A 14902-nucleotide genomic window follows, 5' to 3' on the forward strand; every position below is an offset into this window, starting at 1 on the left:
TATGAAAACATTATACGAGAAGCTGTTTGACGCCCATGTCGTGTATGAAGCGCCTGACGAGACGCCGCTGCTTTATATCGACAGGCACCTGGTGCATGAAGTGACCTCGGCGCAGGCTTTTGACGGTCTGCGCGCGCACGGCCGCCCGGTGCGTCAGCCGGGTAAAACTTTCGCCACGATGGATCACAACGTCTCTACGCAAACGCGGGATATCAACGCCAGCGGCGAGATGGCGCGCATTCAGATGTCGATGCTGATCAAAAACTGCGAAGAATTCGGCGTGCGGCTGTACGATCTGAAGCATCCTTTTCAGGGCATTGTGCACGTTATCGGGCCTGAACAGGGCATGTCGCTGCCCGGTATGACCATCGTCTGCGGCGATTCGCATACTTCTACCCACGGCGCTTTCGGCGCGCTGGCGTTTGGCATCGGCACGTCAGAAGTCGAACACGTGCTGGCAACGCAGACGCTGAAGCAGTCGCGCGCTAAAACCATGAAGATCGAAGTCGTGGGGCAGACGGCGCCGGGCATTACCGCCAAGGATATCGCGCTGGCGATCATCGGTAAAACCGGCAGCGGCGGCGGCAACGGGCACGTGGTGGAGTTCTGCGGCCCGGCCGTGGAGCAGCTCAGCATGGAAGGCCGCATGACGCTGTGCAATATGGCGATTGAGCTGGGCGCGAAAGCGGGCCTGGTCGCGCCGGATGAGACCACGTTTAATTATGTGAAGGGCCGCCAGTTTGCGCCCAAAGATCGGGCCTGGGAACAGGCAGTCGCCTACTGGCGCACGCTGAAATCCGATAGCGGTGCCCGCTTTGATAAAGTCGTGACGCTTAATGCCAGTGAGATCGCGCCGCAGGTCACCTGGGGCACCAATCCCGGCCAGGTGATCGCCGTCAACGACGTCATCCCCGATCCCGCCAGCTTCAGCGATCCCATTGAACGCGCCTCGGCGGAAAAAGCGCTGGCCTATATGGATCTCAAACCGGGCATCAGGCTGACTGACGTGCGGATCGATAAGGTATTTATCGGCTCCTGCACCAATTCCCGTATTGAGGATCTGCGCGCGGCGGCCTCCGTGGTCAAAGGACATAAAATCGCCGCTGGCGTGCAGGCTTACGTCGTGCCCGGCTCCGGGCCGGTCAAAGCACAGGCCGAAGCGGAAGGTCTGGATCAAATCTTTCTGGCTGCCGGTTTCGAATGGCGCCTGCCCGGCTGCTCGATGTGTCTGGCGATGAATAACGATCGCCTGAGTCCGGGCGAGCGCTGCGCCTCAACCAGCAACCGTAATTTCGAAGGCCGTCAGGGCCGTGGCGGACGTACGCATTTGCTCAGCCCGGCGATGGCAGCCGCTGCGGCGGTAGCCGGTCGCTTTGCCGATATCCGCGAGCTGGATAAGGAGTAACTATGGCGAAAAAATTTACGCAGCATACGGGCGTGGTGGTACCGATGGACGCCGCCAACGTCGACACCGACGCCATTATCCCGAAGCAGTTTTTACAGATGGTGACGCGCACCGGTTTTGGCCGCAACCTGTTTTACGACTGGCGCTACAAGGATGCGGAAGGTCAGATCCCTGACCCTGACTTTATCCTGAATAAACCGGCCTTTCGCGGCGCCAGCATTATGCTGACGAGGGAGAACTTCGGCTGTGGATCTTCGCGCGAACACGCGCCCTGGGCGCTGACCGACTACGGTATCCAGGCGATTATCGGCAGTGATTTCGCCGATATTTTTGCCAATAACGCGTTTAATAATCAGCTGCTGCTGGTGACGTTAAGCGAAGCCGAAATGGATGCGCTGTTTCAACGGGTCGCCGCCGAGCCGGGCGTCAGCTTTACCGTGGATTTGGACAGGCAGGAAGTGGTGGCAGGCGACAAGCGTTACGCTTTCAGCATCGATCCTTTCCGTCGTCACTGCCTGCTGAACGGGCTGGATAGTATTGGCCTGACGCTGCAGCACGAAGCCAGCATCAGCGAGTACGAACGGCGGCAGCCAGCGTTCTTGCGCTAGCTTCAGTCGGTTTAAAAGCGGCCCGAGCGGGCCGCTTCCCTCCACTCAAACATCCTTCACCTTAGCCGACATCGCCAACGCCGCGACGGCGAGGATCAGCGCGCCCCAGTAAACCGAATAGTGGCCGAACGTTTCTGCCAGCGCGCCCTGCAACACGCCCGCCAGGATCACGCCGGTCGAAATGCTGTTGGTAAAAAGCGTGGTGGCCGCACCCGGTCTGCCGGGCATCAGATCCTGAAAATAGAGCATGCCAATCCCGGCGATGATGCCGATAAAAATAGCGTTGAAAATCTGTAGCGCCAGCAGCGCCGCACGCGAGTGAAACAGCACCAGCCCCAGATAAAACAGCACGCCCGCCGCCACGGCAAACAGCATCATATTGCGCTTGCCGAAGCGCTTAACATAGTGCCCGGCCAGCAGCATCGCCGGGATCTCCAGGCCCGCCGCCACGCCCATCAGCAGGCCCGCCAGCCTGTCCGGCAGGCCCAGCACGCTGCTGATATAAAGCGGCATATCAATGATATACATGGTGTTGCAGGTCCACATCAGCAGCGAGGCGATAAACAGCAGCCGCACGTCTCTGTTTTTCCACGCGCTGATTTGCGTGATAACCACCTCCGGCGACTGTTCCACCCGTGGTACAGAAGGCAGCGCAAACCAGATCAGCGCGATGCAGAGCACAAACAGCGCGGCGGCAACGGAAAACATGGTGGTAAAGCCGTAGTTCAACGCCAGCGCGAAAGAGAGCGGCGGGCCAATCACCCACGCCAGCGAAAGCTGGGCGCGCATTACCGAACTGAACATCACGACTTCACGCGCAGAGCTGTCCGCATACTCGCGCGCCAGCGCAAAAATTTGCGGCATGGCGACGCTGGCCAGCGCCGACAGCAGCACGCCAAAAGTGATTAGCGTCAGATAATCGCGGTTAAAAGCGAACAGCAGCGCGTTGCCTGTCGCCATCAGACAGCAAAAGAGGATCAGCATACGTCGATCGCCACGGTTGTCCGATCGTTTCGCCAGCAGCAGGCTGACCGCAATACCGGCAATTGCGTTCACGGTATAAAACAGCCCCACCCAGAATGGCCGCTCGCCCACTTCGCGCGTCAGAAACAGGCTCAGCGTTGGCGCCTGTAGCGCCCCCGCGATACCCACCATAAAAGAGACAGCCATAAAAGCGAGGTAAACCGGGTTAATACGACGTTGACGCGTAAGCAACGATTTCATACCACATCCCTTGCAAATAAAGAGGCCCGCACGCGGGCGCAAACAGCAAGCATAGAAGAAAACGGGAAATGAAAAAAGCCAGCGGGCAAGACGCCTGCTGGCTGGTGAAAGCACACCTTACTCAGATATAAAGTCTTGAAAGCGCGCCATTCAAAAGAATGCCTCCCGCACTTTCATCGCTAACCAGTATTGCCTTAATATAGGGCAAGAAAAACAGGCGACTTTTCAGCAAGAGTTCCCCTTTTATGCAATCAACGCGTTTACAGCAGCAGTTTATCCGGCTCTGGCAGAGCTGCGAGGGCCAGCCGCAGGAAACCACGCTCGACCAGCTGGCGCTCCAGCTTAGCTGTTCGCGTCGCCATATGCGTAACCTGCTTGGCGCCATGCAGCAGGCGGGCTGGCTAACCTGGCAGGCAGAAGCCGGGCGCGGCAAGCGCTCGAAGCTGACGTTTCACTATACGGGCCTGGCGCTTCAGCAGCAGCGCGCGGAAGACCTGCTGGAGCAGGATCGCATCGATCAGCTGGTGCAGCTGGTCGGCGATAAAAATACCGTGCGGCAGATGCTGCTCTCTCATCTCGGCCGCAGCTTTCGCCAGGGAAAACATATCCTGCGGGTGCTCTATTATCGCTCGCTGCTGAACCTGAATCCCGCCACCGCGTTGCGTCGTTCGGAAACGCATCTGGCCCGGCAGATCTTCAGCGGCCTGACGCGCATAAATGAGGAAAACGGGGAAATCGAGCCGGATATCGCCCACCACTGGCAGTCGGTTTCTTCGCTGCACTGGCGCTTCTATTTACGCCCTGCGGTGCATTTCCATCACGGACGCGAGCTGGAGATGGCGGATGTGATCGCCACGCTGGAACGCGCGCGGACGCAGCCGCTTTTCGCCAATATCGTCCGTATTCATTCTTCCACGCCCTGGACGCTGGATATTCATCTGCACCAGCCCGACCGCTGGCTGCCGTGGCTGCTGGCGGGCGTCGGCGCGCTGATCGTGCCGAAAGAGTGGCCTTTTCTGCCCGATTTCAGCCGTCAGCCCGTCGGCACCGGGCCCTATGCCGTGGTGCGTAATCAGCAGAGCCAGCTTAAGATCGAAGCCTTCGACGCCTATTTCGGCTACCGCGCGCTGCTTGATGAGGTCAACATCTGGGTATTACCGGAAATCAGCGAGGAGCTGGTCTATTCCGGCGTCAGGCTGGAAGGCGGCAGCCTGGATGAAAAATCGGAAGAGAGCCGCCTTGAAGAAGGCTGCTATTTTCTGCTGTTCGACCAGCGTTCGCCGCTGGGACGGGACGAGCAGATCCGTCGCTGGGTCAGCGCCATCGCCAACCCGATAGCGCTGCTGAACCGCGCCGGAGCGGGCTATCAGCGCTACTGGTTTCCGGCCTACGGGCTGCTGCCGCGCTGGCATCATCGACGCGATCTGGACGCGCCGGAAAAGCCGACGGGCCTGACCTCGCTTACGCTGACCTGGTATGGCGATCATCTTGAGCATCAGGCTATTGCTAATTTGCTCCAGCCGCTGCTGGCTGCGCAAGGGGTGACGCTGGTTACGAAGCAGGTCGATTACGCCAGCTGGCATCAGGGCGAGGCGGAAAGCGACATCTGGCTGGGCAGCGCTAACTTTACGCTGCCGCTTGAGTTTTCGCTGTTTGCCCTGCTGTATGAGATCCCGCTGCTGCAACACTGCGTGCCGATTGACTGGCAGCAGGATGCGCAGCGCTGGCGCGAACAGCAGCTGCCGCTGGCCGACTGGAGCAGGCAGCTGATCGCCGACTGCTACTTTCATCCGCTTTTCCATCACTGGCTGCTGCTGGAAGGCGAACGCAGTATGCGCGGGGTGCGCATGAATACGCTGGGCTGGTTTGACTTCAAGTCCGCATGGTTTGCACCGCCCGAATCATGATGCTTTCGCTACCCTGTAGAAATCATTAGAATAAGCCGTTCTCAACGGGGTGCGCGGCATTGGCCGACGCTGAGATAAACCCGTCGAACCTGACCCGGCTAATACCGGCGTAGGGATTTGAGAGTGCTTCACCTGCTCAGATCGCGCGTCGCCTGACCCTCAAGGAACTCCAGGTGCTAAAAAAAATCCTGCCTCTGCTGCTGCTCTGCTCGCTTTCCGCCGTTGCCGCCAAACCCGCGCTGACGGTCTATACCTATGACTCTTTCTCTTCCGAATGGGGACCCGGTCCGGCCATTAAAAAGGCTTTTGAGGCCGACTGCGGCTGCGAGCTGCGCTATGTCGCCCTGCCCGACGGCGTCGCGCTGCTGAACCGCCTGCGTATGGAAGGGAAAAACAGCCGCGCCGACGTGGTGCTGGGGCTGGATAACAACCTGCTGGACGCGGCGGAAAAAACCGGCCTGTTTGCCGCCAGCGGCGTCGATACGCGCAGCGTCACCGTGCCGGGCGGCTGGTCAAACAGCACTTTCGTTCCCTACGATTACGGCTGGTTCGCCTTTGTCTATGACAAAACTAAACTGCAAAACCCGCCCAAAAGCCTGAAAGAGCTGGTCGAGGGCAGCCAGCCGCTGAAAATTATCTACGAAGATCCGCGCACCAGCACGCCGGGACTGGGCCTGCTGCTGTGGATGCAGAAAGTCTATGGCGATAACGCGCCCGCCGCCTGGCAGAAGCTGGCGCAGAAAACCGTGACCGTGACCAAAGGCTGGAGCGAGGCTTACGGCCTGTTTCTGAAGGGCGAAGCCGACATGGTGCTGAGCTACACCACCTCACCCGCTTATCATTTGATTGCCGAGAAAAAAACGCAGTATGCCGCTGCCGACTTTAGTGAAGGTCATTACCTCCAGGTGGAAGTCGCCGGGCAGCTTAAAACCAGTAAACAGCCGCAGCTGGCGCAGAAGTTTATGCAGTTTATACTGGCTCAGCCTTTCCAGCAGACCATTCCGCAGGGCAACTGGATGTATCCCGCCGTGGCGGGCAAGCTGCCGGCAGGCTTTGACACGCTGACCCTGCCGAAAACCACGCTGCAATATTCGTCGCAGAACGTTGCCAGCCATCGCAGCCAATGGATCAGCGAATGGCAACGCGCCGTCAGCCGCTAGCCAGCTATCAGCCTTCAGGCAGCCTCGTTCCTGGCTGCCTGGCCGCCACGCTGCTGGTCGCCGTGGCGCTGCTCGCCTTTATCGCGCTGGGGCGCAACGCGCCGGTCAGCGCCCGCGCGCTTTGGGAAGACAGCTATCTGTGGCACGTCCTCCGCTTTTCCTTCTGGCAGGCGTTTCTCTCCGCTTTGCTGGCGCTGACGCCCGCCGTGCCGCTGGCGCGGGCGTTGTATCGCCGCCGCTTTCCGGGCAGGCAACTCGTGCTGCGCCTTTGCGCGATGACGCTGGTGCTGCCGGTGCTGGTGGCGGTATTCGGTATCCTCAGCGTTTACGGGCGTACGGGATGGCTGGCGTCGCTGTGCGCCTGGCTGGGCGTGGACTATCACTTTACGCCTTATGGTTTGCAGGGCATTTTGTTGGCGCACGTCTTTTTTAACCTGCCGCTGGCCGCCAGGCTGCTACTGCAAACGCTGGAGCAAATCCCCACCGAACAGCGCCAGCTGGCCGCGCAGCTGGGCGTCACGGGCTGGCATCAGTTTCGCCTGGTTGAGTGGCCCTGGCTGCGGCGCCAGCTGCTGCCGGTCGGCTCGCTGATCTTTATGCTCTGCTTCGCCAGCTTCGCCACCGTGCTGGCGCTGGGCGGCGGCCCTAAGGCCACCACTATCGAGCTGGCGATTTTTCAGGCGCTGAATTTTGATTACGATCCCGGCCGCGCCGCCTTACTGGCGCTGCTGCAAATGATCTGCTGCCTGAGCCTGGTGTTGCTGAGCCAGCGGCTGAGTAAAGCGCTGCCGTCAGGCACCACTCATCTGCAAGGCTGGCGGGATAAGCAGGAAGCGCCGGGCGCGAAGCTGCTGGACGGCGTACTGCTGTTGCTGCTGCTGCTGCTGATCGCGCCGCCGCTGTTGGCCGTGATTGCCAGCGGCCTGAACAGCAACCTGTTTAGCGTCCTGCAACAGCCCGCGCTCTGGCAGGCGACCTTTACCTCGCTACGCATCGCCCTGGGCGCCGGCGTGCTCTGCGTGCTGCTGACCACGATGCTGCTGTGGAGCAGCCGCGAGCTGCGCCTGCGCCAGCAGCCTTTCGCGGGCCAGCTGATGGAGCTGAGCGGAATGCTGATCCTGGCGATGCCGGGGATCGTGCTGGCGACCGGTTTTTTCCTGTTGCTGAACGATACCCTCGGTCTGCCGCAGTCTGCGGACGGCATTGTTATCTTTACCAATGCGCTGATGGCCGTGCCCTACGCGATGAAAGTGCTGGAAAATCCTTTGCGCGATATCGCCGAGCGCTACAGCCGCCTTTGTCTGGCGCTGGATATTCGCGGGCTGAACCGTCTGCGGCTGATCGAGCTGCGCGCGTTAAAACGGCCGCTGGCGCAGGCGCTGGCGTTTGCCAGCGTGCTGTCGGTCGGCGATTTCGGCGTGGTGGCGCTGTTCGGCAACGAAGATTTCCGCACCCTGCCGTTCTGGCTTTACCAGCAGATGGGCGCCTATCGTAGCGAAGATGGCGCGGTGACTGCGCTGCTGCTGCTGCTGCTCTGCTTTCTTTTGTTTACCCTGATTGAAAAACTGCCGGGACGCCATGCTGACGTTGACTAACCTTACCTGGATCTACCAGCATCTGCCGATGCGCTTTTCCCTGTCGATGCAGGCCGGGGAGCGCCTGGCGATACTTGGCCCCAGCGGCGCAGGTAAAAGCACCCTGCTGAGCCTGGTAGCGGGTTTTCTTACCGCCGACAGTGGCGAACTGCGGCTGAACGGCGAAGATCATCGCGCTACGCCGCCGGCCAGGCGGCCGGTTTCCATGCTGTTTCAGGAAAATAACCTGTTTCCCCATCTTACCGTGGCGCAAAATATCGGGTTGGGGCTGCATCCGGGGCTGCGGCTGACGGCGGAACAGCAGCGAAGCTTACAGACGATTGCGGAGAGGGTCGGTCTGGAAGACTATCTGACCCGTCTGCCGGGCGAGCTTTCCGGCGGGCAGCGTCAGCGCGCCGCGCTGGCCCGTTGCCTGGTGCGCCAGCAGCCGATCCTGCTGCTGGACGAACCGTTCTCGGCGCTGGATCCGGCGCTGCGTAAAGAGATGCTGGCGTTGACGGATGAAGTTTGTCGGGAAAGAAAGATGACGCTGCTGATGGTGTCGCACAGTATTGAGGATGCGGCGCGCATCACGCCGCGCAGCGCCCTGGTGGTCGATGGCCGGATTTTCTGGGACGGCAGCACTTCTGCCTTGCTTAACGGTGAGGTCAAAGAGGCGGCCATATTAGGCATTAGCCTGCGGTAACGACGGCGGCGCCTGGTTTACATACCGGGCCTCTCTGCCTTAAGCCGAGCCACGTCGTAAGCATTCGCTGGCATAGCTACAGTCCACATTAAACTGGTACTGCTAACTAAGTCATCTTTCCTGCAACGGCACAGATATATTGATATCAACAGGGCCAGACGGCTTTATTTACTTATTAAATATTTTCCTTTTTATTGACATATATTAACGCACAGGAATAATCACCTTATTCATCTGTTAATTCAACTCAGAAACAACCTATTATCCTGCCATAAATAAAATGAATGATGAATGTCATGTAAGTTACATAAAGATATGTTACTAATGCGATATAGCAAGCATGACCAGAAATCTATTTTATTAAAGGAAAACAGGCAATGATTGATGCGCAAAAAAAGACGATATTAATCACCGGTGGGTCTAAAGGGCTTGGCCTGTCCTATGCCAGAGCGCTGGCGAAAGATCATCGGGTTATTATTACCGGCAGAGATGCGCAAAGACTGGCCGAACTTGAAGAGGAGTTTGGCGGTGCCGTTCACTGCCTCCAGTGCGACGTTACCGATCGGGTCGCGGTTGCCGCCTGCTTTGCCAGCATAGCCGACAAGTTTGGTCATATTGATGTTGTGATCAACAACGCCGGCGTCTGGGGGCCGGTAGATAAATTTGCCGATATCGAACTGGACGACTGGTTTGAGGCCATCAATATTAACCTGCTTGGCCTTTCTTATTGCACGCATGAGGCGCTAAAGCCAATGCGTGTGAAAAAGCGTGGGATTATTATTAATATCGTCAGTAATGCCGGGGTTTACCGCTGGCCTTATTGTACCTCTTATTCCGTAACCAAAGCGGCCGTGATTAAATTAACCGAAAATCTTGCGGTTGAAATGAAGCGTGAAAATATCTCTCTTTACGCCTATCACCCCGGCCTGGTTCATTCCACCGGCATGGTAACGAATCTGATTGATACCATCACCGACAGCAACAGCGCTCGTGGAAAAGCCTTGCAGTGGGTATATGATGAAAAAGATGCCGGGAATACCGTTGATGAAACGCAAAGCCTGATCAATATTGAAAAACTGTGCAGCGGGAAATACAGGTCGTTAAGCGGACTTTATCTTACCGTCAGAGACGATCTCGATTTGCTGCTGGAAAGAAAAAGGGAAATCCGGGAAGGCGACCTGTTTATGTTAAGGGTCAACGGGCTGGCTGTTTAGGCCCGCCGTTTCTTCGTCTGAAAACCGCCTCGTATCTTCAGTCTGCAAAGTATTCACCTGGCCGCTTGCGTTTATGGCAAACGGCCGGGTTTTGTGTAAAACATCATGCCATCTTGTGCGTCATTCCCCGCTGTTTTATGTTTAATCCTCCCTGGCAATTAACCGGAGCAGCCTGATGGTCGAAAACCACACTGTCTGTACTATTTTTCAGGGGCGTGCCGGAGACCATAACGATCTTGCGATCCCAGCGGCCAAATCCCTTGGTAACGCGCTGGCATCCTGCCTCGGCCAGCGGCCGACTGTTATCGGTACGCCCAAACCGGCGCTGAGCGCAGGCTGGCGCGAAGAGCTGGACGCGGCCATGCCCGATTTGCACGCGGTACAACAACATTTTGCCGCCGTGTTTGCCTCCGGAGCCGTTTCCGTAGCGGCCACCAGCCGCTGTGCCGTGTCGCTGGCGACGCTGCCCGCGCTGGCGCAACATTATCCCGACGCTTGTCTGGTGTGGTTCGACGCGCACGCCGATCTCAATACGCCGGCTTCTTCCACCAGTGGATTTCTGGGCGGACTGGCTCTGGCCGGGCCGTTGGGCCTTTGGGACACCGGCCTGGGCAGCGGTATCAGGATGGAACAGGTCGTGCTGGTCGGCCAGCGCGATCTCGATCCTTTTGAAGTGAACCTGATCGAGCAGCACAATATTTCCTGCCTTCCGCCCGGTGAAGATTTGCCGGATCGCCTGCGTAAGGCCGTTGCTGGCCGTGCGGTTTATGTGCATCTGGATTGCGACGTGCTGGCCCCGGGCACGGTGCCGACAGATTATCAGTCAGAGGGAGGATTAACGCTGGCGGAACTGACGGCCTGCTGCGAAGTGCTCGCCTGTTCGTCTTTAATCGGTATAGAGATAGCGGAATTGCAGAACGCCTGGCAGCCGGAAGGGCCGCCAGTTTCGCCTGAAAAATTGGTAGCCGCGCTGATGCCGCTACTGCAATAGCCGCGGCCCGATGGGATCCTGCGGCATTGCGCCGCAGGAAAGCGATGATTATGCGAACTGTTTGAGAAGCAGCGCGGCTGTTGCCGCTGAGGAGCCAGGGTTCTGGCCGGTAATTAACAATCCATCCTGAACCACGTAAGAGCCCCAGTCGGCGCCCTTAGAGTAGATGCCGCCCTGCGCCACCAGCTCATCCTCTACCAGGAAAGGCACCACGTTGGTCAGGCCGACGCCTTCTTCTTCGCTGTTGGCGAAGCCCGTGACCTTTTTCCCTTCCACCAGCGGACGGCCCGCCGGCGTTTTCACATGGCGCAGCACGCCAGGCGCATGACAAACCAGCGCTACCGGTTTTTCTGCGGCGAGGAAAGATTCAATCAGGGCGATGGAATGCTTGTCCTCAGCCAGATCCCACAGCGGGCCGTGGCCGCCCGGATAAAATACCGTGTCGTAATCGGCCTGGGAAATCGTGTCCAGACGCACGGTAGCGGCAAGCTGCGCAACAGCGTCGGCGTCAGCCTCAAAGCGATGCGTCATCTCCGTCTGAAAATCCGGCTCGTTGCTTTTCGGATCCAGCGGCGGATTGCCGCCGGCCGGCGAAGCCAGAGTTACTTCGGCGCCCGCATCTTTAAAGGCATAATAAGGCGCGGCCAGCTCTTCCAGCCAGAAACCGGTTTTACGGCCGGTGTCGCCCAGTCGATCGTGTGAGGTCAGAACCATTAAAACTTTCATCGTGTCTCTCCGCATGGTGGCATTAATATATAGTAGACCAGTCGTCTAATCTCGGGGTAAAAAAACAGGCCAGCCTGCTGGCCCTGTCGATCGTAAACCTGTAATAAAACTATCCGCCTGGCTTAGCGGCGCTTTGGCCTGCCAGGCCACGCATTTGCCGGACCGCTGAGGCAAACGGCGCTTCAGCCTGCCAGGCCCAGCGTATGCCGGGTTAACAGCATGGCTGAGGCAAACGGCCCTTCGTGGCGAACGATTTTCACCATCACGCTCGCGCCCAGCCAGAGCTGGTAAAGACTTTCTGCGACCCGGCCTGGCTCGTCGATAATCCGCAGTGACCCTTCCTTTGCGCCAGCCTCAATGGCTTCAGCCAGCCGCGCCACAATTTGCGAAGTGCCTTTTTCCAGCGCAAGTCGCATATTTTCCGACAGGTCGGCCACTTCCGCCCCCAGCTTTACCGCCAGGCATTTGCCCTGACAGTCCTGGAATGACTGTGTATCCTGCCACTGCTGCCAGTAGTGCATCAGCCGCTGCGCCATATTGGCACCGGGCTGGCTCATCGTGTGGTCAAGCCCGGCCAGGTAGTCGGCAAAATAGCTTTCCAGCATGGCGACAGCAAAGGCATCCTTGGAGCCGAAATAGTGATAGAAGGAGCCTTTAGGCACGCCCGCTTCGGTCAGGATTTCGTTCAGCCCGACGGCCGAATAGCCTCTGCCCGCCATGATGCGCTGTCCGGTGGCGAGGATATGCTCGCGGACATCGTCTTTGTGTTTATGCGTCGCTGTGTTCATGAACTAACCTTACACCTGATTAGACCGGTCGTCTAGAATATCTTAGTTTTTTTTTTGACAGCGCTTTTAACATGGTAAAATGCTCTGAAAGCGACTCTTTTGACGCGTTGCGTTCTCCGGAAAATGAGTCGGTTAATTTACGCGCCCGTGAGCACTCCCTAACGCTATCGGTTTCGGCACCGACGGCCTTGGATTGATCTGCGTACTTATGGGCACGCCATCGCCTTTGTCCGTGCGGAAAAATTTAGTAAACCACTAAGCAAAAGCGACATGGCGCAGGCTTGAACGGCAGAAAGTCGCGCGTTCTGTATTGCCTCATATATGATCCGTTTAATACTTCAGCACGGCGGCATTAGCCGGGCCTGGGATTGTATTCTACCGGAAGAAGAGTTTGGAATGTCGTCTGCTCCGCGTGGTGTCAGCCCTTTCGCGCATATAAGTTGTATTATCGCAGCCGTAAGCAACCTTCTTCCGTATTTTTGGGGACAAACCTCGCCATGCCTGTTAGTAGCAAATTGGAAAAGTGTGTTCACATGAGCGGGGAACACCAGAGCCAGACGGCACAGACAGAAATTAAGGCCGGTTTATCCCCGCTGGCGAGGGGAACACGCCCGGCTGGAGTTACCACGCAATTACGTGGACGGTTTATCCCCGCTCACGCGGGGAACACGAGTCGGTGCGCCGTCTGATTACCGGACAGGACGGTTTATCCCCGCTGGCGCGGGGAACACGCATGAACTGGGTATGGTCAGTTATTCCGGAATCTTACTCATTCGTTGCCGATGTGCTGGCACAGCGTGCGCAGGATGGCCAAACGTTCTTTGCCCTGAAACAGCCGCAGACATTGAAGCCTGAAAATGCTCCCAATTTTTCTGACTATATAGATATAGATAAAAAATCAGGATCACCTGTTAAGCCAGTAAGAGCGCGGCCTCAAACCGACGAGCAAACCTTGTCCTTGTGGTTCAGTATTTTTAATATGTATCATATTTAAACAAATCTGGATCACAGCCCCCAAAAGGAGAAAGGGAATGAACGCAACAATGCTGGCCAAGTCGATAATGTCGGGCGTTATATCGGTACCAATGGATTTTTATCTGGGGCTTGAACGCACCTTCCAGGATCTGAACCTTTCCGACGGTGGCCGCCGCATACAGTACCGCAACATGTAGGACGATATTCGCGTGGGGCGGGCTATCAGGAATGCTTTCAGGGACAGAAACGAAATAACCCAGATCGCAAAAATCATCATTGACGACTCGCTAAAAAATTTGCCAGAACCGGCGTTAAAGAAGGTGTACGACAAACTGATCGGCGGTGCCACCTCGATGACCAGCCGAACAACGACCCAGCTTGCGCTCTCTTCTTATCTGGGATCAAAAGTGGTCAGCGGCGTGATGCTGTCTTTTATTTCCCGGATTGCCTTGCGGGGACTGACGGGAACCATGACCGGCGGCATGGTGGCTCAGGGGGTGATCTCGCGGGCCTGTGAGTCGTCCAGGCGTTTACACATGCAAAACCCCCAGCTGTGGCAAAAATTGCGGGTTAAAGATTACGATATGCTCTATTTTTTCTTTGAAGAGCCGTTGCAAAACTACATCAAGATGGGCGAAACGCTGCGCAAAAATCCGACAGCCTCACAGGAATTTATTAATGCTATCGAAAATTATTAGGCTGGTTCGCAAGTTGATAGCCGAGATTTCTGGCGGTCTGGTGCTTATGGCCGTCGTTATAGGTATTTTTCTGGCCGCAACACTCAGCGAAGGGGCGATGCGCGTCATTAACCCCTTATTGGTTTTGATCGCTGGCCTTGTGGTTTATGGACTGACTTATCTGATCGCCGAAAAGGCAGACCGGCGATAATATGCCGCTATAGAATTTTACAGAAGGCCGGATAATTCCGACCTCTGTATGGGTTACTTGCTGCTAGTGACTGAAATATTAAGGAAGTTGTCCGCGTGGATGTTAATCGCTGGCGTATCTCCTCCGAAAGATTTCAGTACTGCAAGCAGGACAACAAAAGCAAAGAAAAATTTGTCCATTTTTCAGCCTCAATCGCTTGGGGCTGCGTAGCTCATTTGTAGCAGACGGATAACTCACTAACGACAAGAAATAACGCAATCTCTGTGGGGGGCGTTTTTTTAACAAAGATGCGTAGTAGGTAAATCTTACTGCCTGACTGATAAACCCACAACCCACGGGCTATATCGCCGCCCATCGTCCGGTTTATCCCCGTTCACGCGGGGAACACATCAAATCTAAAAGCGGCTGAATATACAGTTTCGATTTATCCCCGCTGGCGCGGGGAACACCCGGGGCTGTGATTGGCATTCAGGGCGCTAACCGGTCTATCCCCGCTGGCGCAGGGAGCACTTCATAAGGAGAAGTGCCATGAATAATCAGGTTCTATCCGCTGCGTCTGAAGGACGCGTGCTGTCATTCAGCGAAACGGTAAAAAGAAGGTCGTCAGCGGGCAGCGGCCCATAACCACTCGTTCTTCAACGCGCCACATGTCGCGCTGCTCTTTATGCCTTCCTTTTGTGAAGCTACTGCCTGGCATCTCATTTTGCTACCCGGCCGAAACCGCACCGGGCAACCG

The 14902-nt window shown here is 57.0% G+C and carries 15 protein-coding genes, 1 pseudogene and 1 riboswitch; of the genes and pseudogenes, 12 read left to right on the top strand and 4 right to left on the bottom strand.

The features are described from left to right. Nucleotide 1: 1 nt before the first annotated feature. Both leuC and leuD read left to right on the top strand, forming a co-directional pair. The gene (gene leuC, locus QCD69_RS06680; RefSeq protein WP_301251461.1) at nt 2-1405 is read left to right on the top strand and encodes a 3-isopropylmalate dehydratase large subunit; all 1404 of its coding nucleotides are present in this window, start codon (nt 2-4) and stop codon (nt 1403-1405) included. 2 nt (nt 1406-1407) lie between these two features. After that, nucleotides 1408-2013, top strand: coding sequence for a 3-isopropylmalate dehydratase small subunit (leuD, locus tag QCD69_RS06685; RefSeq protein ID WP_253455293.1), 606 nt, complete (start codon nt 1408-1410; stop codon nt 2011-2013). A 45-nt stretch (nt 2014-2058) separates the two neighbouring features. Here the strand turns inward: leuD and QCD69_RS06690 are convergent, their stop codons facing one another. Then, the gene (locus QCD69_RS06690) at nt 2059-3237 is read right to left on the bottom strand and encodes a sugar efflux transporter (protein WP_253455294.1); all 1179 of its coding nucleotides are present in this window, start codon (nt 3235-3237) and stop codon (nt 2059-2061) included. Nucleotides 3238-3482: 245 nt separating this feature from the next. Between QCD69_RS06690 and sgrR the strand changes: the two genes are divergently transcribed. From sgrR to QCD69_RS06720, 6 genes are all read left to right on the top strand, one after another. Continuing rightward, the gene (gene sgrR / locus QCD69_RS06695) at nt 3483-5144 is read left to right on the top strand and encodes an HTH-type transcriptional regulator SgrR (RefSeq protein WP_301251462.1); all 1662 of its coding nucleotides are present in this window, start codon (nt 3483-3485) and stop codon (nt 5142-5144) included. 35 nt (nt 5145-5179) lie between these two features. Next, a riboswitch (TPP riboswitch) is annotated at nt 5180-5278 on the top strand. Between the two features lie 39 nt (nt 5279-5317). Continuing rightward, entirely contained in the window at nt 5318-6304 is a 987-nt protein-coding gene (gene thiB / locus QCD69_RS06700) for a thiamine ABC transporter substrate binding subunit (protein ID WP_301251463.1), read from the top strand. After that, nucleotides 6280-7899: a thiamine/thiamine pyrophosphate ABC transporter permease ThiP gene (gene thiP / locus QCD69_RS06705; RefSeq protein ID WP_301251464.1), complete on the top strand. Its 1620-nt coding sequence runs from the start codon at nt 6280-6282 to the stop codon at nt 7897-7899. Before thiB ends, thiP begins: the two co-directional genes overlap by 25 nt. Then, entirely contained in the window at nt 7883-8584 is a 702-nt protein-coding gene (gene thiQ / locus QCD69_RS06710) for a thiamine ABC transporter ATP-binding protein ThiQ (protein WP_301251466.1), read from the top strand. Before thiP ends, thiQ begins: the two co-directional genes overlap by 17 nt. A gap of 377 nt (nt 8585-8961) precedes the next feature. Next, nucleotides 8962-9798 carry an SDR family oxidoreductase gene (locus tag QCD69_RS06715; RefSeq protein ID WP_253455299.1) on the top strand — a complete coding sequence of 279 codons (837 nt, stop codon included), beginning with the start codon at nt 8962-8964 and terminating at the stop codon, nt 9796-9798. A 175-nt stretch (nt 9799-9973) separates the two neighbouring features. Beyond that, on the top strand, nt 9974-10789 hold the full coding sequence (locus QCD69_RS06720) for an arginase family protein (RefSeq protein WP_301251468.1): 816 nt from the start codon (nt 9974-9976) through the stop codon (nt 10787-10789). 48 nt (nt 10790-10837) lie between these two features. Here the strand turns inward: QCD69_RS06720 and QCD69_RS06725 are convergent, their stop codons facing one another. Both QCD69_RS06725 and QCD69_RS06730 read right to left on the bottom strand, forming a co-directional pair. Beyond that, complete coding sequence (locus QCD69_RS06725) at nt 10838-11515, bottom strand: type 1 glutamine amidotransferase domain-containing protein (protein WP_253455301.1); 678 nt, start codon at nt 11513-11515, stop codon at nt 10838-10840. Nucleotides 11516-11697: 182 nt separating this feature from the next. After that, nucleotides 11698-12303 (bottom strand): TetR/AcrR family transcriptional regulator, encoded by a 606-nt coding sequence (locus QCD69_RS06730; RefSeq protein ID WP_301251470.1) that lies wholly within the window; start codon nt 12301-12303, stop codon nt 11698-11700. A 676-nt stretch (nt 12304-12979) separates the two neighbouring features. Between QCD69_RS06730 and QCD69_RS06735 the strand changes: the two genes are divergently transcribed. The 4 genes from QCD69_RS06735 to QCD69_RS06750 all read left to right on the top strand — a co-directional run bounded on the left by QCD69_RS06735 (nt 12980) and on the right by QCD69_RS06750 (nt 14166). Continuing rightward, nucleotides 12980-13297, top strand: coding sequence for a hypothetical protein (locus tag QCD69_RS06735; protein ID WP_301251472.1), 318 nt, complete (start codon nt 12980-12982; stop codon nt 13295-13297). Nucleotides 13298-13334: 37 nt separating this feature from the next. After that, nucleotides 13335-13475, top strand: a complete 141-nt coding sequence (locus tag QCD69_RS06740) for a hypothetical protein (protein ID WP_301251473.1) — start codon at nt 13335-13337, stop codon at nt 13473-13475. A 123-nt stretch (nt 13476-13598) separates the two neighbouring features. Next, nucleotides 13599-13976, top strand: coding sequence for a hypothetical protein (locus QCD69_RS06745; RefSeq protein WP_301251474.1), 378 nt, complete (start codon nt 13599-13601; stop codon nt 13974-13976). Beyond that, nucleotides 13957-14166, top strand: a complete 210-nt coding sequence (locus QCD69_RS06750) for a hypothetical protein (protein ID WP_253455305.1) — start codon at nt 13957-13959, stop codon at nt 14164-14166. The genes QCD69_RS06745 and QCD69_RS06750 overlap by 20 nt, the downstream gene beginning before the upstream one ends. A gap of 211 nt (nt 14167-14377) precedes the next feature. On the opposite strand, the pseudogene QCD69_RS06755 reads toward QCD69_RS06750, so the two are convergent. After that, nucleotides 14378-14527: pseudogene (locus QCD69_RS06755) on the bottom strand (type II toxin-antitoxin system RelE/ParE family toxin); the annotation flags it as partial. Between the last annotated feature and the right edge of the window lie 375 nt (nt 14528-14902).

It is taken from the genome of Erwinia sp. PsM31, from assembly GCF_030433775.1.
Lineage (GTDB): Bacteria > Pseudomonadota > Gammaproteobacteria > Enterobacterales > Enterobacteriaceae > Erwinia > Erwinia aeris.

Coding starts and splice junctions, on each gene's coding strand:
- QCD69_RS06750 (WP_253455305.1), top strand. CDS start 13,957: ATGCTATCGAAAATTATTAGGCTGGTTCGCAAGTTGATAGCCGAGATT.
- QCD69_RS06690 (WP_253455294.1), bottom strand. CDS start 3,237: ATGAAATCGTTGCTTACGCGTCAACGTCGTATTAACCCGGTTTACCTC.
- QCD69_RS06715 (WP_253455299.1), top strand. CDS start 8,962: ATGATTGATGCGCAAAAAAAGACGATATTAATCACCGGTGGGTCTAAA.
- thiQ (WP_301251466.1), top strand. CDS start 7,883: ATGCTGACGTTGACTAACCTTACCTGGATCTACCAGCATCTGCCGATG.
- QCD69_RS06725 (WP_253455301.1), bottom strand. CDS start 11,515: ATGAAAGTTTTAATGGTTCTGACCTCACACGATCGACTGGGCGACACC.
- QCD69_RS06740 (WP_301251473.1), top strand. CDS start 13,335: ATGAACGCAACAATGCTGGCCAAGTCGATAATGTCGGGCGTTATATCG.
- thiP (WP_301251464.1), top strand. CDS start 6,280: ATGGCAACGCGCCGTCAGCCGCTAGCCAGCTATCAGCCTTCAGGCAGC.
- leuC (WP_301251461.1), top strand. CDS start 2: ATGAAAACATTATACGAGAAGCTGTTTGACGCCCATGTCGTGTATGAA.
- sgrR (WP_301251462.1), top strand. CDS start 3,483: ATGCAATCAACGCGTTTACAGCAGCAGTTTATCCGGCTCTGGCAGAGC.
- leuD (WP_253455293.1), top strand. CDS start 1,408: ATGGCGAAAAAATTTACGCAGCATACGGGCGTGGTGGTACCGATGGAC.
- QCD69_RS06720 (WP_301251468.1), top strand. CDS start 9,974: ATGGTCGAAAACCACACTGTCTGTACTATTTTTCAGGGGCGTGCCGGA.
- QCD69_RS06730 (WP_301251470.1), bottom strand. CDS start 12,303: ATGAACACAGCGACGCATAAACACAAAGACGATGTCCGCGAGCATATC.